This is a genomic window from Bifidobacterium sp. W8112 (genome assembly GCF_016101425.1).
Lineage (GTDB): Bacteria > Actinomycetota > Actinomycetes > Actinomycetales > Bifidobacteriaceae > Bombiscardovia > Bombiscardovia apousia.
In genome coordinates this window covers 18,039-39,007 of the sequence record NZ_JACFQN010000001.1, presented here as the reverse complement: position 1 = coordinate 39,007, position 20,969 = coordinate 18,039, and the positions used below count along the sequence as shown (strand labels likewise).

Sequence of the window (20,969 nt, the reverse complement as noted above, 5' to 3'; positions counted from 1 at the left end):
ATGCGGCTGCTGGGGTTGACTGATTGGCGCAGCGGCAGGGCGGTCGATCTGGTGCTTCCCCAGGCAGTTGAAAGCGCGCTGATTGACGAGACCGGTGCCATGTCAGCAGGGGCGGATCGGATAGACGCCTCGGGGCTGGTGCTGGCTCCGGCCCTGGTCGACCCGCACGTCCACCTGCGTGACCCTGGCCAGACCGACAAGGAGGACATGGTCACCGGCACCGCTGCCGCAGCGGCTGGAGGCTATGGGCTGATACTGCTCATGCCCAATACCCAGCCTGCCATGGACGGCCGAGCACGGATGGCCGACGGGCGCACGGTCATCGACTATCTGGAATCTTATGAGCGGGACCATGGGCTGCACCTGCCGGTGGACTACGCCCTGTGCGTGGCGGCCACCATGGACCGGGCAGGCCGTCAGGCCTCAAACCCAGACGACTGGTCGGAGCATCTGCCTGGCCACGGATGGGCCCACCCTGTAGTGGCCATCAGCGATGACGGCTCGGCAGTCACCGATCAGACCCTGGAGGCTGTGGCCGCCAATGCCCGGTCTGTCGACCTGCCCATCCTGGATCACTGTGAGCACCACGAGCACGGTCAGGTCAACCTCGGAGCCGTGAGCCGCAAACTGGGGCTGGAGGGGATTCCCGCCTCGACCGAGACCGCCATCATCAATCGGGACATCGCCCTGGCGGAACGCACCGGCACCAGGGTGCATCTGCAGCATGTCAGCACCGCTGAAGGATTCGAGGCCGTCCGCCGCGCCAAGGCCCGTGGGCTGCCGGTCACCTGCGAGACCGCGCCCCACTATCTGGCCCTCTGCGACGAGGATCTGCTGCGTTGCGGCAGCATGGCCAAGATGAATCCCCCGCTGCGCTCCCGCGCCGACCAACAGGCGGCCCTGGAGGCCATGGCCGACGGCACTGTGGACATGATCGCCACCGACCACGCCCCCCACACTGCCACTGAGAAGGCGCTGGGGCTCAAGGATGCCCCCAACGGCATCATCGGCCTGGAGACTGCCTACGCGGTCTGCAACCAGGTTCTGGTCACAAGCGGGCTCATCGGCCATGAACGCCTGATAGAGCTCATGTCCCTGGCCCCGGCCGAGCTCATGGGCATGCGGCGGCTCCTGCCCGAAGACCTGCCCTCGCGCAAGGCCAACACTGGTCACCTTCAGCTGGAGGTCGATCAGCGCAGCGAGGTCGGCCAGCCGCCTGCCGACCTGGTCATCTTGGACCCTAAGGCCAAGTGGAAGGTTGATCCCAGCCGCTTCCACTCCAAGGCACGGAACACCCCCTTCGCCGGCGCGGAACTGGCCGGACGGGTCATGGCCACCATCAAGGATGGGCTCCTGGTCTTCTCCCGCTTGCCTGCAAGCCGCATCGTCACCAGGGAAAGGAACCGAGCATGGACCGACTGACCGCGCTCATTCAGGACAAGCACAATCCAACGGTGGTCGGCCTGGATCCGCGACCGGAACTGCTGCCCAGCCAGTTGATCGACCAGGCCAGGCAGCGCGCCGCCGGGAGCATGGACCAGATGGGCCTGGACCCCAAGGACCCGCAGCAGAACCAGGGCGAGCAGGCTCAGGCCGTCTGGGCGGACCACCTGGCCCGGGCCTATCTGCGCTTCAACCTGGCCATTCTGGAGGGCGTGGCCGACCTGGTGCCTGCAGTCAAACCCCAGATCGCCATGTACGAGGCCCTGGGACCCTGGGGCATCAGGGCCTACACCGGCACCTGCCGGGCCGCAGCCGACCGTGGCCTCTACGTCATCGGGGATGTCAAGCGCGGGGACATCGGCTCAACAGCCGAGGCCTACGCCGCCCACCTGGACGGGCTTCCCCTGCCCTTCGCCCCGGGGCAGGCAGTGGACGGGTCGGCCCGGACAGGCGGGAGGTTCCCCTGGTACGAGGATGCCCTGACCATCAACGTCTACCTGGGCTCCGACGGGGTGGAACCCTTCCTGCAGGCAGCCGAGCACATCCAAGGCGACCTCTTCGCCCTGGTGCGCACCTCCAACTCCTCGGGCAGCCAAATCCAGGAACTGGGCCTGGATGCGGACTCAGGCGGCGGCACCATCTATCAGCGTCTGGGCGAACTGGTCGAATCCTGGGGGCAGCCCTCCATAGGCCAATCGGGCTACTCCCGGCTAGGCGCCGTGGTCGGCGCCACCCATCCCGAGGACGGCGCTCTGCTGCGCCGGGCCATGCCCCACACCTTCTTCCTGGTCCCCGGCTACGGAGCCCAGGGCGGTTCGGCGACAGACGTGGCACCCATGTTCGACCGGTCCGGCGGCGGCGCTGTGGTCAATTCCTCACGGGGGATCATCGCAGCCTGGCGGAAGGATCCGGACTACAGTCCGCAGCTCAGCGTTCAGGCGGCCCTGGGCATGGTCACCCGCGACGCCCGCCAAGCCGCGCAGGCCATGAAGGACGATCTCAATCAGGCGATCAAGGAGGCCCGATGAAACCCAACCTCTTCATATCCACCAGCCAGGTGGAGGAGCAGGCCCAAGAGGCAGGTCGGCTGCCCGGACGGCGTACCGCCCAGGTCACCGGCATGGAGCCTCTGGACCGGCAGGTCTGGCGGATGACCATCCGCGACCCCTACCTGGCAGCCCACGCCCCGGCAGGAGCCTTCATCAACCTCTACTCGGCCGACCGCATGACCATGATGCCCAGGCCTTTCGGCATCAGCCGGGTTCTGGAGGGCGAGCAGATTGAGATCATCTTTGCCGTGGTGGGCCAGGGGACCGATGAGTTCTCCCGCCTGCAGCCAGGCATGGCTGTGGACCTGCTGGGGCCCCTGGGCCATGGCTTCGATCTGGAGAAGCCGGCTGACTATCTGCTGGTGGGCGGCGGTCTGGGCGTCCCCCCGCTGATCCGCGCAGCCCAGTGCCTGCAAGGCCGGTCCGGTGTGCGCGCCACAGCCTTGCTGGGCTATAGGGACCACCGGTTCGCCGATGCCATCATGGTCTCGCTGACCGGCCGGCTGGAGTCCATCGACAATGCCTCCGGGGATGTCATCACCCTTCTGGACCGGGTTCGCGGCGACATCGATCCCGGGCGAACCATCATCCTGACCTGCGGGCCCCTGCCCATGATGCGGGCCGTGGCCGCCTGGGCCAGTAAGGCCGGCCTGCCTGCCCAGTGCTGCATGGAGTCCCGGATGGGGTGTGGCTATGGCACCTGCGTGGCCTGCGTGGTAGACACCGTGGACGGCAGACTCAAGGTCTGCAAGGACGGCCCGGTTTTTGCCGCTGACCGTCTGATCTGGGATGCAGGCGGGGACAAGAAGGAGGCACGATGAGCGGGCTGACAATCATGGATCCTCTTGAGCCGCACACCTGGCGGCATGGCACGGTTGTGGCCGGCATGCCCTGGAAGAACCCGGTGGGCACGGCCTCGGGCACCTTCAACCTGGATGCATGCGGCGACTATTACGACGTCTCCCAGATGGGTGCCATCTCCACCAAGGGGGTTTCGCCGGTGCCCTGGGAAGGCAACCCCACGCCCAGGACCGCCGAGAGCCCAGCCGGCATGGTCAACTCCGTGGGCCTGCAGAACCCGGGCGTGGACCATTACCTGGTGGACGAGCTTCCCAGGCTCAAGGCCCTGGGAGCCAACGTGGTCACCAATGTGGCCGGCCACAGCGACCAGGACTATGCCACAGTCGTGGAACGGCTGGCCGACTCTCCGGCTGACATGCTGGAGATCAACGTCTCCTGCCCCAACGTCTCACATGGGGGGATGTCCGTAGGCACCGACGCCAAGGCCCTGAACCGGCTGATCACCAGGCTGCGGGGTCTGACCGACAAGCCCATGGTGGTCAAGCTGACCCCCAACGTCACCGATATCGTGGAAGTGGCCAAGGCGGCCGTCGATGGGGGAGCGGATGCCCTCAGCCTGATCAACACCCTGGTAGGCATGCGCATCGACATCAACACAGGCAGGCCCATCCTGGCCCAGGGCACGGGCGGCGTCTCCGGCCCCTGCATCCTGCCCATAGCACTGTCCTTCGTCTGGCGGGTGCGCCAGGCACTGCCCGAGGTTCCCATCATCGGCATCGGAGGCATCGACTCGGGGCGCACGGCCTTGGAATTCCTCTATGCCGGAGCCAACGCCGTGGAGGTCGGGGCTGCGGCCCTGGTGGATCCTGTGGCGCCCATGAGGGTGGCCCGGGAGCTGGACGATCTGTTGGACGAGCGGCCCAAGCTGGCCGATTTGCTCAGGAAAGGGGAGTGCTGGCGATGAGCGCATCCGCAGCAGAACACACGGCCGAACATGACGGGGATGACCAGGAGCAGACCCGCCGCATCCAGGAGGGTTTCACCAGCTTCCTGCTCCAGAGCGGAGCGCTCAAGTTCGGTGACTTCACCCTGAAGTCGGGGCGGCGCTCGCCCTACTTCATCAACGCCGGGGCCTTCAACGACGGACGGCTGATCGCCCTGCTGGGGGAGTTCTACGCCCGGACCATCGTGCAGGCCGTGCAGCAGGGGACCCTGCCCGCCGACATCGATACGGTATTCGGTCCGGCCTACAAGGGGATCCCCCTGGCTGTCTCCACCGCCATCGCCCTGAGCGGGGCGCACGGCATGCCGGTCGGCTACACCTTTGACCGCAAGGAGGTCAAGGACCACGGCGACGGAGGGCTCATGGTCGGCACCCAGTTAAGGGATGGCATGAGGGTGCTGCTGGTGGATGACGTCATGACCGCCGGGACCGCGGTCCGCCAGGTGGTGCCCAAGATCATGTCCCAGGCCAAGGTGACCATCGTCGGCCTGGTGCTCTCCGTGGACCGGATGGAGCGCACCGGACAGGGCCAAGGCTCGGCTGTCGAATCCATCATGGACGAATTCCACTTCCCGGTCATCAGCATCGTCAACGTCCGTCAGATCTTCGATGCGGCCGCCTCCATGAAAGGCCCGGACGGGTCGCCCATTCTGGATCAGCGCACCGCCGATGCCGCCAGAGACTACTTGAAGCGCTACGGGGCCTGAGCAAGTGACCAGCTCATATCGGCGCACATTCTTCGGACGGTCATGCTGTCGGCCGACCCTCGTGTAGATTGGTAAAGGTCCGACGGGCAGGCCGACGGATCATCATCGCAAGGAAGGCCATGGATCATGACAAAACCGCTGGAGCAGAACGGTCATGAGGAACCGGACCAAACGGGGATCGACGCGGTGGATGCGGCGGAGCCTGCCGACGGGCGAATTTCGACTGAGGAGAAGCCGGCGGAGACAGGCCAGCCTCAGGTGAGCGAGCCTGAAGAAAGTGCACCTGCACAGAGCTCGCGGAGGGTTCCGTTGATACTGGTGGCGGTGGCTCTTGTGCTGGTGCTTGCGGCAGGCATATACATGCTGTGGGCTGATCATTCAGCAGGCAGCCAGTCAGCCCAAAATCCTTCATCAGGAGCGTCGACCGCGCAAGTCAGCCATGGTCCCAGCGGGGATGCCAAGGCCTACAAGGCCCTGCAAGAGGTCACCGTCAAGCCTTCGGTGGCCGATGACCAGGGAGGGCTGACCGTTTCAGCCAAGGGTGTCGGCAGCAAGAAGAAGGTTGCCGACGCACCGACCCTTGAGATCTTTATGGACCCCATGTGCCCCTGGTGCGGCAAGGTGGGCCGGGTCATTGATCCCCAGCTGCAGCGCATGATCAGCGCTGGTCAGATCAACGTCACCTACAACTTTTTGAACTTCCTGGATTCGGCCTCCAGCGACCAGTACTCCAGCCGTGTGGACAACGCCCTGGCCATGGTGGCCCAGGAGGATCCGGACCATCTGCCGGCCTTTGCTGCCGCCGTCTTTGCATCCGACTTCCAGCCCGATGAAAGCTCCTATCAGGCGGTCTCTGACGCTCGACTGGCCGACAAGGCCGTGGGGGTAGGGGTCCCTAGGTCTCTGGCAGACCGTTTCGCCCAGGGAACCTACAGGCCATGGGTGGACAAGGTCAACGCCTACGCCATCACCCGCAAGGATGCCAAGGATGCCAAGGGGGAGTTCTCGACCCCCACCATCATGATCAACGGCAAGGTCTGGGATCTGACCGCAGCGGCAAAGAGCCAGGGCGGACTGGAGCATCTGGACCGGGCCCTGCTCAAGGCCCTGGGACTCAAATCGCAGGATGTGGGCAACAAGGGGAAGATGCCATCTATAGGAGCACAAGGGAAAGCGCTGAAAATAGAGTAAGCCACGACCACTGAGATAGCTGTCACAAGCAACTGGCAACCAGCGACGAAATTCAATAATTATCGCTGAGAATCGGCTGTTGCCGTTTTTGGCTGATGCCTGCTTTGCTGCTACTCGCCCGACTCCTGTTCGATCAGCGAATACCCGTGGCTGGACACCACCTGGCGCAGCTTGTCCAGGTAGAGGTCAGCCGCATGGGACAGCTTGGTCCGGCTGTTGACGATCCAGCCCACCAGCATGGATTCGTCCGACTCCAGGGGGACGCTGACGATCTTCTCGTTGTTGAGGTCCTCGTTGTCGATGCCGGTGCAGACCGTGTAGGCGTTGAGCCCGACGATGAAGTTGAGCATGGTGGCCCGGTCACTCACGGTGATCTGCTTGGGGGAGTAATCGGGCCAGACCGCCTCCTCGGCGAAGTAGAAGGAGCCCTCTTCGCCCTGCTCGTACTGCAGGAAGGGGTAGGGCTCCAGGTCCTTCATGGTCACCATGGCCCGATCGGCCAGGGGGTTGGTTCGTGCGATGAAGACATGCAGGTCCGCCCGGAAGAGGGGGTGGAAGTCCAGGTGCTTCTCCCGGAGCATCTTGGACAGCACCCGTTTGTTGAAGTCGGACTCGTAGATGATGCCGATCTCGGACTGGAGGGTAGCCACCTGGTCGATGATGTCCCTGGTGCGCGTCTCCCGTATGGTGAATTCGTACTCGTCGGAATCGATGGAGTTGATCATCTCCACGAAGGCTTCCACTGCGAACATGTAGTGCTGGGTGGAGACCCGGCAGAGCTGCTTGCGGGGCCTGACCTGCTTATAGCGGGCCTCCAGCAAGTCGGTCTGGTCCAGAATCTGTCGGGCGTAGGTCAGGAATTCCGCCCCGTCCACGGTCAGAGCGATCCCTTGGGAGTGGCGGGTGAAGATTTCGATGCCCAGCTCGTTCTCCAGCTCCTTGACCGATGAACTCAGTGCCGGTTGGGAGATGTAGAGCTCGTGCGAGGCCTCGTTCATCGAGCCGCATTCGACGATCTTGACGATGTAGCGCAGTTGGAGCAGTGTCATACAAGCCAATCTATACCTAAGGCCCTATCGGCCCAGGGCCGCGGTTTCAGCCATACCCTGGTCGGCGGCCTCCTGATCCAGATAGCGACCCGGACCCTGGACCTGGGGGTTGCCGTCTTCGTCGTTCACGAAGCTGTAGACCATGGGCACGCCAGTGGGCACGTTGATGGATCTGATGTCCTTGTCGTCAACCTTTTCAAGGACCTTGATCAGGCTGCGGACCACGGACCCGTGGGTGACGACGAGCACAGTCCGGCCCTGGGCCAGGTTCGGGGCTATCCGGCTGCGCCAATAGGGTTGCAGGCGAAGCAGCAGGTCCTTGAGGCACTCGGCACGGATCTCGGCCGGATTCCGGCTGTCCAGCCCGTCGCGCATGGCCGGGGCATAGCGCGGATCCCGTCCCTGAAAGTATGGCGAATCGGTTGCAATGGCCGGCGGCCGAACATCGTAGGAACGCCGGTAGATGTCGAATTGCTGCTGGCCGTAGCGTTCCAGCATGGCCGGTCGCGTCTGCCCCTGGAAGGCGCCATAGTGGCGCTCGTTCAGCCTCCAGGTGCGCTCCACCGGAATCCAGGCCCGATCAACCAGATCCAGCACCGTATTGGCGGTGACGATGCTGCGGGTCAGCAGGGAGGTGAAGACCAGGTCGGGCAGCAGGCCTGACTCCTTGAGCAGCCGTCCGGCATGGCGGGCCTGATCCAGTCCTCGTTCCGTCAGGGGCACGTCCACCCAACCGGCGAAACGGTTGACCGACTTCTGAGTCCAGACGCTTTCCCCATGACGCATGACGATGAGCTGCGCGGTCATCGAATAGACTCCTTTGCTGATGACGTGTTTAGAACCAAAGCGAGCTGTTCTCGAAGAAGAGAGAGGCATCGTCCCCATCCTGGGCGGATTGGTCGTTCTGGTCGGCAGTTCCCTCGGCTCTTGACATGACCAGCCCTATGGCCCTGGGCAGGGCATCGGCCACCTGCCCGGCGCGAATCGGTTGTCCCATGGGTCCTGCAACAGTCCCGTGACCATCCCGCTGGCTGTCCTGGGCTACCAGATCGGCGAAATCCTGGGGCTTGCGGGGGTCGAAGATCAGCGGCTGCTCCCAGCCGGTCTGCCTGCCGCCGCTGGCCAAAGAACCGGCCAGTCCATGCAGGAAGGCCGCAGCTGCCGTCAGATCCGCCATCAGGGTGGCATCATCCTGGATCGGTCCGGCGTTCTGGGCCAGCAGCGCTCCGATGGTGCCGGAGAGCACGTCCCCTGATCCGGCCGTGGACAGCCAGGCCGGGCCGAAACCAGTGGTCATGACCCGGGGGCGGTCGGTGCCGTCCTCGCCGACGACCAGGGTGATGGCCCCCTTGAGCAGAATGGTGGCCCCGGTCAGCTGGCAGGCGCGAACAGCCCAATGCAGGGGTTCGGCCATGACCTGGTCGCCGTCCACGTTCTCGCCATGCGAGTTGAGCAGGGCGGCCATCTCGCCGGCGTGCGGGGTCAGCACCGTGCGCGGGCCCAGACGGTCCGGCAGCAGGTCCAGAGCTCCGGCATCGGCCACCACCGGCGGATCGGCCGCTGCCTCGTCCTCGTCCAGGTCCGCGGCCTGTCGGTTGAGTATGTCGGCAATCAGATCCCGCTGATCGTCCTGGCCTTCAGGTCCAGCGGCCTCCTGGGCCTGCCGGGTGGGTACACCCGAACCCAGCACCCAGGACTCGACCCTTCCGCGGCCCAGGACAGTCTCTGGCAGCTCCTGCAGGATCAGATCGCCCACCTGCTCGGGGCCGCAGTAGCGGATCATGCCCACGTTGCCGCTGGCCGCCGCCCTGCTGGAGAGCAGCCCCGCGCCATGGTAGAGCGCGGATCCGGTGACCAGCCCAACCACGCCTCTGGTGTACTTGGTGTCATCCACCCGGGGCGCGCGCAAAAGTCCGGCGCAGTCCTCGGCGTTCATGCAGGAGACGCTGGGGACCAGGGCCGAGGTGTCGAAGCCGAAGTCCACCAGGACGACTCTTCCGCAGACGTAGGCGGCCGGAGGCAGCATCAGGCAGGGCTTCATGGCTCCCATGGTCACGGTCACATCAGCCGGGATGTAGGCCCCGGGCAGGGTGCCTTCATCAATGTCCACGCCGGAGGGAGTATCCACGGCCAGCACCAGGGGCCCGTCTTGACCGGCGGGGTCGTGCCAGGCTGGCCTGTCGGGCAGGCCGCCCTCCATGCCCAGTTCCGCGGCCAGAGCGGCGGGGATGCCGCGCAGCGCCCCCTTGAGGCCGATGCCCGTCATGGCATCGATGATTAGATCCGCCTGTCGGCACAGCTCCAGGGCCTGGTCCAGCTCTTCGGAGGCCTGGTCCGGGCCGGCCGGTGCCTCGCAGCCGGGGATGGCTGCCTGGGGATCCAGGGCCGTGACCACGCCGCCGGCCCGCAACAGGGCATCCAGCCCACCCTGGTGCAGGCTGCGCCCGGTGGCCACCACCGTCACGTCGGCCCCGTGTCCGGCCAGATCGGCCGAGGCATAGAGCCCGTCGCCGCCATTGTTGCCGGCCCCTGCCAGCAGGACGACCCTGGCGCCTGCCGGCTCCAGCCCGGCCTGGGTCAGCATGACGTCGGCCACGGAGGCCAGGGACCCGGCGGCTATGCGCATCAGGGGCACCCCGTCATCCAAAAACGGCTGCTCCAAGGATCGGATCATGTCAGCGGTATAGGCGCTGGTGGCCAGGGTCCGGCGGGCTTCGCGGCGTTCATCTGGTGACGGATTCATGGCATCACACCCCTCATTCAAAAGATCCACGTGCGGCGGCACGGCCGGCCACGTGCTGGCTCCACTCTATCCGATGGCCTTGTCCTGCAAGCGTTATAAGGTCTGCCTATTTACCAGGGCAGGAAGGGAAATACATGCAGGGATTCGTAATGCCGAACCAGGGCCAGATTATGGCAGTAGTCCTGACGGTGGTGCTCTGTGGCCTGATCGGCTTCGAGCGCGAGTTCCTCAAACACGACGCTGGCATCCGCACCCACATTCTGGTGGGCCTGGGCAGCTGCCTGTTCACCATGGTCTCCCTCTATGGCATCCAGGCCGCTGTGGGCAACTACTCCTGGGATGCCTCGCGAATCGCGGCCGGCGTGGCCTCGGGCATCGGCTTCATCGGCGCCGGAGTCATCTTCTTCAACCACGACTCGGTCAAGGGCCTGACGACGGCCAGCGCCATCTGGGTGGCCGCCGCCGTGGGCATGGCCTGCGGGGTCCAGCTCTTCGCCATCGCCATCCTGGCGGTCATCTTCTACTTTCTGGCCGTCCTGGTCATCGCGCCCATCCTCAAGTGGTTCCTGCGCAACCGTCAGAACACGGTCCTGCGCATCGTATATCAGGATGGCCACGGCTGTCTGCGCGAATCCCTGCTCCTGGCCACCCGCATGGGCTTCGAATCCCGGGTGCTGACCATCCACGAGCTGCACCGGGATGCCTGGAAGGGCGCCGATGTCACCGTCAACCTGCTGGGCAAGGGGGACGTGACCGAGCTGGTCGAATCCATCGGTCAGACCCCAGGGGTCAAAGGCGTGGAGGTCCTGGGGGAGGACGACTGACCCGCTTTTCACTATTGTGACTGTCTACTCTTCGGCCACCAGATCCAGGTAGTCGTCGCTCCAGAGGTCTTCATCACCGTCGGGCATGAGCAGGACCCGCTCGGGGTTGAGCGCCTTGACGGCCCCTTCGTCGTGGGTGACCAGCACGATGGCCCCCTCGTACTTGGCGATGGCCTTGAGTATCTCGTCGCGAGAGGCGGGGTCCAGATTGTTGGTGGGCTCGTCCAGCAGCAGGACGTTGGCCCGGCTGGTCACCAGGGTGGCCAGGGCCAGACGGGTCTTCTCGCCGCCCGAAAGCACCTTGGTGGGCTTCATGGCGTCGTCCCCAGAGAAGAGGAAGGAGCCCAGGATGGTCCGTGCCTGGGTGTTGTCCAAGTCAGGGGCCACATGCTGCAGGTTCTCCAGAACGGTGACGTCGTTATCCAGGGTGTCATGCTCCTGGGCGAAGTAGCCGATCTTGGCCCCATGCCCCAGGGTCACCTTGCCCGTGTCGGGCTGCTCGATGCCGGCCAGCAGCCGCAGGGTGGTGGTCTTGCCTGCGCCGTTGTATCCCAGGATGACCACCCGGGAGCCCTTGTCGATGGCCAGGTTGATGCCGGCGAAGACGATGTTGGAGCCGTAGGCCTTGGACAGGTCCTCGGCCATGATGGGCGTGCGGCCGCAGGGGGCGGGATCCGGGAAGCGCAGGTCGGCCACCTTTTCGGCCTTTTCCGCCTCCTGGGTGTCGGCCAGCAGGCGTTGGGCGCGGCGCATCATGTTCTGGGCGGCCACGGCCTTGGTGGCCTTGGCATGCAGGCGGATGCCCTGCCGCATCAGGCGGTCGGCCTTCTTCTCGGCCACCTCGCGTTCACGGCGCCGGCGTTCCTCGTCGACCACCCGCTGACGCAGGTAGGCCTTCCATCCCATGGTGTACATGTCGATGCAGGAACGCTGGGCGTCCAGGTGCCAGATGCGGTTGACGGTCTCGTCCAGCAGCTCGGTGGAGTGGGAGATGATCAGGAAGCCGCCCTCGAACCGGCGCAGGTAGCCCTTGAGCCACTCGATGGAGTCGGCATCCAAATGGTTGGTGGGCTCGTCCAGAATCAGGGTGTCGGCGTCGGAGAAGAGGATCCTGGCCAGCTCGACCCGTCGGCGCTGACCGCCGGAGAGGGTGCCCAGTGCCTGCTGCAGGGTCTCCTGGCTCAGCCCCAGGCTCTCGCCCATGACGATGGCCTGCGACTGGGCCGCATAGCCGCCGGCGTTCTCGAAGTCCTGCTGGGCCTTGTCGTAGCGCTTCATGGCCTTTTCCATGACCTTGGGGTCGGGACTGGTCATATCGGTCTCGGCCTTGCGCATCCGTTGGATGATGGATGCGATGTCCCTGGCGCTCATGACCCTGTCCAGGGCGCTCTGCTCGGAGTCGCCCGCATGGGTGGACTGGGGCAGGTACCCCAGCTGTCCGGTCACCCGCACCTTGCCGGCCGAGGGGAGCATGTCGCCGGTGATGACCCGGGTCAGCGTGGTCTTGCCGGCGCCGTTGCGGCCCACCAGGCCGATCCGGTCGCCCTTGGTCACGTGGAAGTCGGTGGCTTGCAGGAGTAGTCGGGCACCTATCCGGATCTCAAGTCCCTGCGCCTCAATAGCCATGCCGCCTCCGACCCCGCTTTCCTTATGGATTCAAATCTTGCAAGGAATCATGGTAGCAAGAAGCAAGCCCCGCCAGTGCGTCTCGGCTGACGGGGCAATGGATGGATCATGGATGGATCAGCGACGGACCAGCCTGAACTTGTCCCAGGGGAAGTAGACCAGGAAGGCGCCCACGGCGGTCAGGGCGATGACCAGCACGCCCATGGCGGCCGCGAAGGAGAAGATCCTGATGCCGATGCCCAGGCAGGCCCAGATGACCACCAGGCCGAAGACCCAGTCCTTGCCGTGCCTGTTCATCAGGTAGGCGACGGCCAGGAGGGCGCCGACCACGATGATCGTGGCGAATCCCTGGACGGCGTTGCCGACCTTGTGCCCGGCGACCACCATGTATCCGGCGTTGACCAGGGTGGCCACGCTCAGCCAGCTGGCGTAGATGGACAAGGGAATCCAGTCCAGTGCCTTGGCGGCGGTTGGGGTTCCGGCCTTGGTGGCGTCCCGGCGCACCAGGGCGTAGAGCATCCAGGCCAGCACGGTCAGAATCAGGATGATGACCAGGGCCCAGAAATTGCGTTCCATGTGCCACAGGGCCAGCCAGGCGATGTTCAGGCAGCAGGTGGCCACAAAGAGCAGCCCGCTCAGCGTAAAGGGCAGGAAGCCCAGGCGTTTGCGGCTGGGGCCGGCCAGGCAGAAGCGGAAGAGCCAGATGGCCAGGGCGATGTAGATGACCCCCCAGATGGCGAAGACGTATCCGGCAGGCATGATCCACAGGTCGACCTTGCGGGCCAGGCCGCCCACGGTCGTGCCATTGAAGTGGTAGACCTCCGCATAGCCGTTGAAGCCCACCATGGCCACCCAGGCCACCCAGAGCAGGATGTCCTCGAAGAGCTTCCAGCCGCGCCCCTTGGAGGATTCCTGCTCCTTTTCAGGCTGACCCTGCTGTTGTTCCGGTTCCTTGGCTTGATTTGATTCCTTCTCTGCCTCATTTTCATTGCCGCTGCGATCAGAACGAGTCCCTCCTCCGTTGGCGGTCTCCTCGGCACTGGTTTCCCCAGTCGGCGCCTTCTTCGACGAATCACCGGACCGCTTGGTTGCGGCACCCGAAGGCGATGAGCCCGAGCTGGACGAATTTGAGCTGGATGAATTTGGAGTTGATGCAGCCGAAGATGCCGAACCGCTATTCCTCGAATTCCCAGCTGCCGTTGCCGACCCTGCAGCTGTGGAAGACTTGGACGACGAATCTGAATTCGACTGCCTGCCCTGCATGGCAGGGGAGGTGCGCTTGGCCCTCTCGACCGGGTCCTCGTCGTCGGTCCAGAGTCTGCGCGGATTGTCCTTGTCAGTCATGGCACATGCTTCCTCTCCTTGCCGGCCGCAACCGTACTGCCGCCATGGGGATGGCCCCGGGCATGGGCCGACCGGCCTCTGCTTCAACTGTAAAGCGGCCAGCCTGGCTCAGCGGTATTGACCACCCGGTCCGGGCGCCCGTCGGTGCTAGCCTGAAGCCGAAAACTGGAGAGGGGAGTGCAAGATGGCCGAACCTGTATATCGCTGCGACTGGGCTCAGGTGGATGATCCGCTCATGCGCAGCTACCACGACCATGAGTGGGGCCGCCCCCTGCACGGCTCCCAGAGGCTCTTCGCCATGCTCTCCCTGGAGATCTTCCAGTGCGGGCTCAGCTGGCAGCTGGTCCTGCACCGCCGCCAGGCCCTCTTCAAGGATTTCGACAACTTCGATATTCAAGCAGTCGCCGCCTTCGATGCCGACCACATCAACCGTCTCATGGACGATCCGGCCATCATCCGCAATCGCCGAAAGATCGAAGCCACCGTGGCCAATGCCGCCCTGATCGCCAGCCAATTCCCCGGCGAGGCATTCGACCGCTACTGCTGGTCCTTCACCGGCGGCCAGACCATCAACCACGACTATCCGGACGATCCCTCCATACCGCGCTACGACCACCTGTCGGCCATCGTCTGCAAGGACATGCGCGACCTGGGCCTGCGCTTTCTGGGGCCGGTGACCGTCCATTCCTTTCTCCAGGCGGCCGGCGTGATCAACGACCACCAGCACGACTGCTTCCTCAACGGCTGCGGCCGGCCGCCCCTGGATCCGCCCGCCCCGGCCATCTAAGCCGTCATCGAACACCTGTTCGAATTATTCGGCCCCGGCGATAGTATGGTCAGGCTTTGGCCTCAGCCTTGGCCATGGGTCTTCAGGGAAGCGGATGGGAAGCACGTGAAGCAGCAGAACAAGCCTAAGTCGACAGTGGACGCGGCCATCGAGAACCCGCGCATGATCGAATCCAAGGGGTCCCTGGTGGCGGACCTGTCCATGGTGCCCAACGACCGCAAGATCGTCATCCAGGGCGCCCGGGCCCACAACCTCAAGAACGTCAACCTGTCCATACCCCGCAACCGGATGGTGGTCTTCACCGGCCTGTCGGGCTCCGGCAAGTCCTCCTTGGCCTTCGACACCCTCTTCGCCGAGGGTCAGCGCCGCTACGTGGAGTCCCTCTCCGCCTATGCCCGCCAGTTCCTGGGCCAGATGGACAAGCCCGACGTGGACTTGATCGAGGGCCTGAGCCCTGCCGTCTCCATCGATCAGAAGACCACCAACCGCAACCCTCGTTCCACCGTGGGCACCATCACCGAGGTCTACGACTACCTGCGTCTGCTCTTCGCCAGGACCGGCATTCCCCACTGCCCGGTCTGCGGGGCCGAGGTGCGCGCCCAGTCGCCGCAGCAGATCGTTGACACCCTCATGTCCAGGCCGGAGGGGACCCGTTTCCAGCTGCTGGCTCCCATCGTCAAAGGCCGCAAGGGCGAGTTCGTGGAGACCCTTGAGCTCCTGCGCTCCGACGGCTACTCCAGGGCCATCATCGACGGGGACATGCACCAGCTGTCCGACTCCATCAAGCTGACCAAGCAGAAGAAGCACACCATCGAGGTGGTGGTGGACCGGCTGGTCATCCGCGAGGGCATGCGCCAGCGGCTGACCGACTCCGTGGAAACCGCCCTGCGACTGGCCAAGGGGACGGTGGTGGCCGACTTCGTGGATCTGGATGCCAAGGATCCTGAGCGTCGCCAGCCCTTCTCCGAGAAGCGGTCCTGCCCCAACGGCCACGAGCTGGAGCTGGACGAGATCGAGCCGAGGACCTTCTCCTTCAACGCCCCCTACGGGGCCTGCCCGGCCTGCACAGGCCTGGGATTCAACCTGGAGATCGACCCCGAGCTGGTGGTGCCCGACCCGGAGAAGAGCCTCAAGGACGGGGCCGTGGAGCCCTGGAGCGGCACCAAGAGCCAGCAGCGCTTCTACGGCCACCTGCTGGACGGCCTGGCCAAGGAGATGGGCTTCTCCACCTCGACCCCCTGGAAGGATCTGCCGGAGGACGTCCGCCATGCCGTCATGTACGGGCACGACTTCAAGGTGGACGTCTCCTACCGGAACCGCTGGGGCCGCCTGCGCGAGTACACCACCGGGTTCGAGGGCGTGGTCCGCACCCTGATGCGCCGCCACGACGAGACCGACTCGCAGCCCATGAAGCAGTACTACGAGTCCTACATGCGCGAGGTGCCCTGCCAGGTCTGCCAGGGCAAGCGTCTGAAGCCCGAGGTGCTGGCCGTGACCGTGGACGGCCTGTCCATCGCCCAGGTCTGCGACATGGCCGTGTCCGCCAGTTTGAAATGGATCGAGGGCCTGCACATGGAGGGCGCCCAGGCCAAGATCGCCGGGGAGGTCCTCAAGGAGATCCGCGCCCGCCTGCGCTTCCTCAACGACGTGGGACTGAACTACCTGACCCTGTCCCGGGCGGCAGCCACCCTCTCCGGCGGCGAGGCCCAGCGCATCCGCCTGGCCACCCAGATCGGCTCGGGCCTGGTGGGCGTCATGTACGTGCTGGACGAGCCCTCCATCGGCCTGCACCAGCGGGACAACGACCGGCTGATCAAGACCCTGCAGCGGCTGCGCGACCTGGGCAACACCCTGATTGTGGTCGAGCACGACGAGGACACCATCCGCCAGGCCGACTGGCTGGTCGACATCGGCCCGGGAGCCGGCGAGCACGGCGGGGAGGTCATCTTCTCCGGGCGCTCGCAGGACCTGGTCAAGGCCTCCCGTTCAATCACCGCCGACTACATCGCCGGTCGCCGCTCCATCGAGGTGCCCAAGCGCCGCCGCAAGACCAGCAAGACCCGGCAGCTGACCGTGGTGGGGGCTCGCGAGAACAACCTGAAGAACCTCAAGGTCTCCTTCCCGCTGGGGGTCATGACCCTGGTCACCGGCGTCTCCGGCTCCGGCAAGTCCACCCTGGTCAACTCCATCCTCTACCCGGTCCTGGCCGACCAGCTCAACAACGCCCGCATCGTGCCCGGCAAGCACACCCGGGTGGAGGGCGTGGACGAGGTGCGCAAGGTCATCCATGTGGACCAGAACCCCATTGGCCGCACCCCGCGATCCAACCCGGCCACCTACACCGGCGTCTGGGACAAGATCCGCCAGCTCTTCGCCAAGACCCCCGAGGCCCAGGTGCGCGGCTACGGTCCAGGCCGCTTCTCCTTCAACGTCAAGGGCGGCCGCTGCGAGACCTGCCACGGTGACGGGACCATCAAGATCGAGATGAACTTCCTGCCTGACGTCTACGTGCAGTGCGAGACCTGCCATGGCAAGCGCTACAACAGGGAGACCCTGGAGGTCACCTACAACGGCAAGACCGTCTCGGATGTGCTGGACATGCCCATCGAGGAGGCCGCCCGCTTCTTCAAGGCCTACCCCTCCATCGCCCGCTACCTGGACACCCTGGTGGACGTGGGCCTGGGCTACATCCGCCTGGGCCAGCCGGCGCCCACCCTGTCCGGAGGGGAGTCCCAGCGGGTCAAGCTGGCCACCGAGCTGCAGCGGCGTTCCGACGGCAAGACCGTCTACATCCTGGACGAGCCCACCACGGGCCTGCACTTCGAGGACGTGCGCAAGCTGCTCAAGGTCCTGCATGGCCTGGTCGACAAGGGCAACACGGTCATCGTCATCGAGCACAACCTGGATGTGATCAAGACCGCCGACTGGATCATCGACCTGGGACCGGAGGGCGGCGACGGCGGCGGCACCGTGGTGGCCCAGGGCACCCCGGAGCAGGTGGCCGCCGACCCGGACAGCTGGACCGGCAAGTATCTGAAGCCCATGCTGGATCCCGCCAAGGTAGCCAAGGCCACACGATCATGACCCGCAGCTGCTTCGAGCGGCACACGCCGCAGGTATGGCGACGCACCGCCCAAGCCCTGGAGGAGGAGTCCGCCACCGGCGCTACGACCGGCGTCAACAAGAACGGCGCGCCCCTGCTGGGAGACAGCCGGGACCTCTTCCGCCCCAAGACCTCCGACATCCCCGCCCAGCCGGGGGTCTACAAGTGGCGGGACGGCGACGGCCGGGTCATCTACGTGGGCAAGGCCAAGAACCTGCGCAACCGTCTGACCAACTACTTCCAGCCCTTGGAGAACCTGCACCCGCGCACCCAGACCATGGTGCTGACGGCCCGGAGCCTGGAGTGGACCGTGGTGGGCACCGACCTGGAGTCCCTGACCCTGGAATACACCTGGATCAAGGAGTTCGACCCGCGCTTCAACGTCAAGCTGCGCGACGACAAGACCTACCCCTACCTGGCCGTCTCCGTGGGCGAGGAGTTCCCCCGGGTATGGATGACCCGCGTGCGCAAGCGGCACGACACCCGCTACTTCGGCCCCTACGCCAAGGTCTGGGACATGAAGCACACCCTGGACGCCCTGCTCAAGACCTACCCGGTGCGCACCTGCACTCCCGGCGTCTTCCGCAAGGCCAAGCTCAGCGGCCGCCCCTGCCTGCTGGCCTCCATCGGCAAGTGCTCGGCCCCCTGTGTGGGCCGGATCAGCGCCAGCGACCACCGTCGTCTCTGCACTGAGCTGACCGGGGTCATCACCGGCAGGCTGGGCAAGAGCTACCGGGCCGGGCTGACCAGGAACATGCAGAAGGCCAGCAAGGAGCTGGACTTCGAGAAGGCCGCCCGTCTGCGCGACCAGATCGCCATGCTGGACACGGTCATCGAGCAGAATGCCGTGGCCTTCGCCTCCAACGTGGATGTGGACGTCTTCGGCGTGGCCTCGGACGAACTGGAGGCCTCAGTCCATGCCTTCTTCGTGCGCTCGGGAGCCATCCGCGGCGAACGCAACTGGAGCGTGGAGCGGGTCGAGGACGTCTCCGACAGCGAACTGATCAGCGACCTCTTGGTGCAGGTCTACTCAGACCTGATGAATGAGAACGACAGCGAGCTGCACAAGCTGCCCGGGGATTCCGACATCCCTGTCTCCATCAGCCAGGACAGGGACGCCATGGGTTCCACCCAGAAGGTCACGGCCCTGGATGCCGAAGCGCGGGCCAAGGCCACCAGGAGCCGGCATCGCCATCAGGATCAGACCGGACGCGCCGACCTGCTGGCCCCCATCTCCCCGGTGCCTCCCGAGGTCATTGTCCCCATCCAGCCCGACCGGACCGGCGACCTGCAGGAGTGGCTGCGGGGGCTGCGCGGGTCCTCAGTGACCATCCGAGTGGCCAGCCGGGGGGAAAAGAAGTCCCTGATGGACCGGGCCAACGCCAACGCCCGCCAGGCCCTGCAGCGCAGCAAGCTCAGCCGCATGAGCGACATGGGCACCCGCACCCAGGCCATGAACGACGTGGCCAAGGCACTGGGCCTGGACCGAGCTCCGCTGCGCATCGAGTGCTACGACATTTCCAACACCGTGGGCGGCCAGTTCCAGGTGGCCTCCATGGTGGTCTTCGAGGACGCGGTCCCCAAGAAGTCCGAGTACCGCCGATTCGCCATCCGAGGCGAGGACGGCAAGGGCGCTGTGGACGACATGAGCGCCATCTACGAGACCCTGACCCGGCGCTTCCGCCACGGCAACATCGCAGGCGACAGCGGCGACAGCATGGAGGCCGAGCGCAAGGCCAACGACAAGGCGCCCGAACTGGTGGAGCAGGAGGAGGGGGCCATCGTCCAGCAGAACACCGCCGCCCGCCACTTCGCCTACAAGCCCAACCTGGTCGTGGTCGACGGCGGCAAGCCCCAGGTGACCGCCGCCGCCCGGGCCCTGCACGACTGCGGGGTGGACGATGTGGCCCTGTGCGGGCTGGCCAAGCGCCTGGAGGAGGTCTGGGTGCCTGACGACGACTATCCCATCATCCTCAAACGCCAGTCCGAGGGCATGTACCTGCTGCAGCGGGTGCGCGACGAGTCCCACCGCTTCGCCATCACCTACCACCGGCAGACCCGGCGCAAGGGTGCCCTCCGGTCGGCCCTGGACGAGATTCCGGGCATCGGCCCCGCCTACCAGAAGAAGCTGCTCAATCACTTTGGGTCGGTCAAGCGCATGCGCCAGGCCTCCCAGGAGGAGCTGGAGGCCGTCAAGGGCATCGGCTCCGCCAAGGCCGAGGCCATCTATCAGGCCCTGCACAGCGACCAGGATCAGGCCGGGGACAGCCAGCGATAAAATGGCTCAGAAGGCTGGCAGAAGGCCATGCCCTGATCGTGATTGGTGCGTGATTGCAGATATGAATGGGCCTGATCGTCGTTGTGCCGTCCTGGGCGACCCCATCAGCCATTCCCTTTCGCCCCTCCTGCATCGCTCAGCCTATGCTGCGCTTGGGCTGGACGGCTGGCGTTACGACCGTGTGCGCATGGACGCTGACGGCCTGGCGGACTTTATCCATGGCCTTGACCCCTCCTGGGCCGGTCTCAGCCTGACCATGCCCTTGAAGAGTGCCGTCGGGCCCTTGGGCGATTTTCGTGACTGCTGGTCCCAGACCCTGAAAGTGGCCAACACAGCAGTCTTTGAGCAGGGCGGCCCCGCCAATGGGCTGTCCCTGTACAACACCGACGTGGAGGGGATCGTGGCCGCCCTGCTGGAGGCTGCCGACCGCTGCCGGGCCGACGAAGACCCTGACGATCTGGCCGCCCTGCTTAAGGCAGCCGGTCAGAGTCGGCAGGACCGGCTTCCTGACCAGCCGTATAGGGGAGCGCGGGCCCTGGTCATCGGCAACGGGAACACCGCCGAGTCCGCCTTCTGCGCCTTGAAGGTGCTGGGGGTCGAACGTGTGGATCTGCTGGCCCGCAATCCGAAGCACTGCGACCATATGCTGGACCTCGCTTCCCGATTGGATCTGCCTGAGCCAACCGTCACCGCCATGGACCAGGCTGAGGCAGCCGAAAAAGCCTTGGCCGGGGCCGATATTGTCGTCTCCACCCTGCCTTCGGGTGCCGCCGACCCCCTGGCCAATCTGCTCAACAGGGCTGGCGGCCATGGTCGCATGAGCCCGGTCCTGCTGGATGTGGCCTATGACCCCCGGCCCACCCCGCTCATGAAGGCCTTCTGCCGACGGCCGGGCGCACGGGCCATCAGCGGTGAACGCATGCTGCTTTATCAAGCCGTGCGTCAGGTGGCGCTGATGACCGGCCGACCCCTGGCCGCTGTTCCGGTGGCCGCTATGGACCAAGCCTTGAGGGAGGCATGA

General features: G+C 65.4%; 16 protein-coding genes. 11 read left to right on the top strand and 5 right to left on the bottom strand.

Annotated elements, in window-relative coordinates; all coding sequences use genetic code 11:
- The 6 genes from H3T92_RS00155 (at window position 1) to H3T92_RS00130 (ending at window position 6,194) form a co-directional block, all read left to right on the top strand.
- The gene (locus H3T92_RS00155; protein ID WP_198189215.1) at window positions 1-1,422 is read left to right on the top strand and encodes a dihydroorotase; all 1,422 of its coding nucleotides are present in this window, start codon (window positions 1-3) and stop codon (window positions 1,420-1,422) included.
- Window positions 1,410-2,471, top strand: coding sequence for an orotidine-5'-phosphate decarboxylase (gene pyrF / locus H3T92_RS00150; protein WP_198189214.1), 1,062 nt, complete (start codon window positions 1,410-1,412; stop codon window positions 2,469-2,471). The genes H3T92_RS00155 and pyrF overlap by 13 nt, the downstream gene beginning before the upstream one ends.
- A complete protein-coding gene (locus tag H3T92_RS00145) occupies window positions 2,468-3,313 on the top strand; it encodes an iron-sulfur cluster-binding protein (RefSeq protein WP_198189213.1) in 846 nt (281 codons plus the stop codon). The genes pyrF and H3T92_RS00145 overlap by 4 nt, the downstream gene beginning before the upstream one ends.
- On the top strand, window positions 3,310-4,257 hold the full coding sequence (locus H3T92_RS00140) for a dihydroorotate dehydrogenase (RefSeq protein WP_198189212.1): 948 nt from the start codon (window positions 3,310-3,312) through the stop codon (window positions 4,255-4,257). Before H3T92_RS00145 ends, H3T92_RS00140 begins: the two co-directional genes overlap by 4 nt.
- On the top strand, window positions 4,254-5,003 hold the full coding sequence (gene pyrE, locus H3T92_RS00135; protein ID WP_232341982.1) for an orotate phosphoribosyltransferase: 750 nt from the start codon (window positions 4,254-4,256) through the stop codon (window positions 5,001-5,003). Before H3T92_RS00140 ends, pyrE begins: the two co-directional genes overlap by 4 nt.
- Before the next feature lie 126 nt (window positions 5,004-5,129).
- Entirely contained in the window at window positions 5,130-6,194 is a 1,065-nt protein-coding gene (locus H3T92_RS00130; protein WP_198189211.1) for a DsbA family protein, read from the top strand.
- 110 nt (window positions 6,195-6,304) lie between these two features.
- On the opposite strand, the gene H3T92_RS00125 is transcribed toward H3T92_RS00130, so the two are convergent.
- Genes H3T92_RS00125 through H3T92_RS00115 form a run of 3 tightly spaced genes read right to left on the bottom strand, consistent with a single transcriptional unit; the run spans window position 6,305 to window position 9,986 of the window.
- On the bottom strand, window positions 6,305-7,243 hold the full coding sequence (locus H3T92_RS00125; protein ID WP_198189210.1) for a LysR family transcriptional regulator: 939 nt from the start codon (window positions 7,241-7,243) through the stop codon (window positions 6,305-6,307).
- 24 nt (window positions 7,244-7,267) lie between these two features.
- Entirely contained in the window at window positions 7,268-8,050 is a 783-nt protein-coding gene (locus tag H3T92_RS00120) for a 2,3-bisphosphoglycerate-dependent phosphoglycerate mutase (protein ID WP_144085595.1), read from the bottom strand.
- Window positions 8,051-8,078: 28 nt separating this feature from the next.
- Complete coding sequence (locus tag H3T92_RS00115; RefSeq protein ID WP_198189209.1) at window positions 8,079-9,986, bottom strand: bifunctional ADP-dependent NAD(P)H-hydrate dehydratase/NAD(P)H-hydrate epimerase; 1,908 nt, start codon at window positions 9,984-9,986, stop codon at window positions 8,079-8,081.
- A gap of 134 nt (window positions 9,987-10,120) precedes the next feature.
- Here H3T92_RS00115 and H3T92_RS00110 point away from each other — a divergent pair, with 134 nt between their 5' ends.
- Entirely contained in the window at window positions 10,121-10,810 is a 690-nt protein-coding gene (locus H3T92_RS00110) for an MgtC/SapB family protein (protein ID WP_198189208.1), read from the top strand.
- Between the two features lie 24 nt (window positions 10,811-10,834).
- On the opposite strand, the gene H3T92_RS00105 is transcribed toward H3T92_RS00110, so the two are convergent.
- Together H3T92_RS00105 and H3T92_RS00100 are read right to left on the bottom strand one after the other, a co-directional pair.
- Entirely contained in the window at window positions 10,835-12,436 is a 1,602-nt protein-coding gene (locus H3T92_RS00105; protein WP_110412939.1) for an ABC-F family ATP-binding cassette domain-containing protein, read from the bottom strand.
- A gap of 117 nt (window positions 12,437-12,553) precedes the next feature.
- Window positions 12,554-13,780 carry a TspO/MBR family protein gene (locus tag H3T92_RS00100; RefSeq protein ID WP_198189207.1) on the bottom strand — a complete coding sequence of 409 codons (1,227 nt, stop codon included), beginning with the start codon at window positions 13,778-13,780 and terminating at the stop codon, window positions 12,554-12,556.
- Between the two features lie 184 nt (window positions 13,781-13,964).
- On the opposite strand from H3T92_RS00100, the gene H3T92_RS00095 reads away from it, so the two are divergent.
- From H3T92_RS00095 to H3T92_RS00080, 4 genes are all read left to right on the top strand, one after another.
- Entirely contained in the window at window positions 13,965-14,567 is a 603-nt protein-coding gene (locus H3T92_RS00095) for a DNA-3-methyladenine glycosylase I (RefSeq protein WP_198189206.1), read from the top strand.
- A 162-nt stretch (window positions 14,568-14,729) separates the two neighbouring features.
- On the top strand, window positions 14,730-17,651 hold the full coding sequence (gene uvrA, locus H3T92_RS00090) for an excinuclease ABC subunit UvrA (RefSeq protein WP_198189409.1): 2,922 nt from the start codon (window positions 14,730-14,732) through the stop codon (window positions 17,649-17,651).
- Window positions 17,648-19,948 (top strand): excinuclease ABC subunit UvrC, encoded by a 2,301-nt coding sequence (gene uvrC / locus H3T92_RS00085; RefSeq protein ID WP_198189205.1) that lies wholly within the window; start codon window positions 17,648-17,650, stop codon window positions 19,946-19,948. Before uvrA ends, uvrC begins: the two co-directional genes overlap by 4 nt.
- Window positions 19,949-19,997: 49 nt before the next feature.
- Window positions 19,998-20,969: a shikimate dehydrogenase family protein gene (locus H3T92_RS00080; protein WP_198189204.1), complete on the top strand. Its 972-nt coding sequence runs from the start codon at window positions 19,998-20,000 to the stop codon at window positions 20,967-20,969.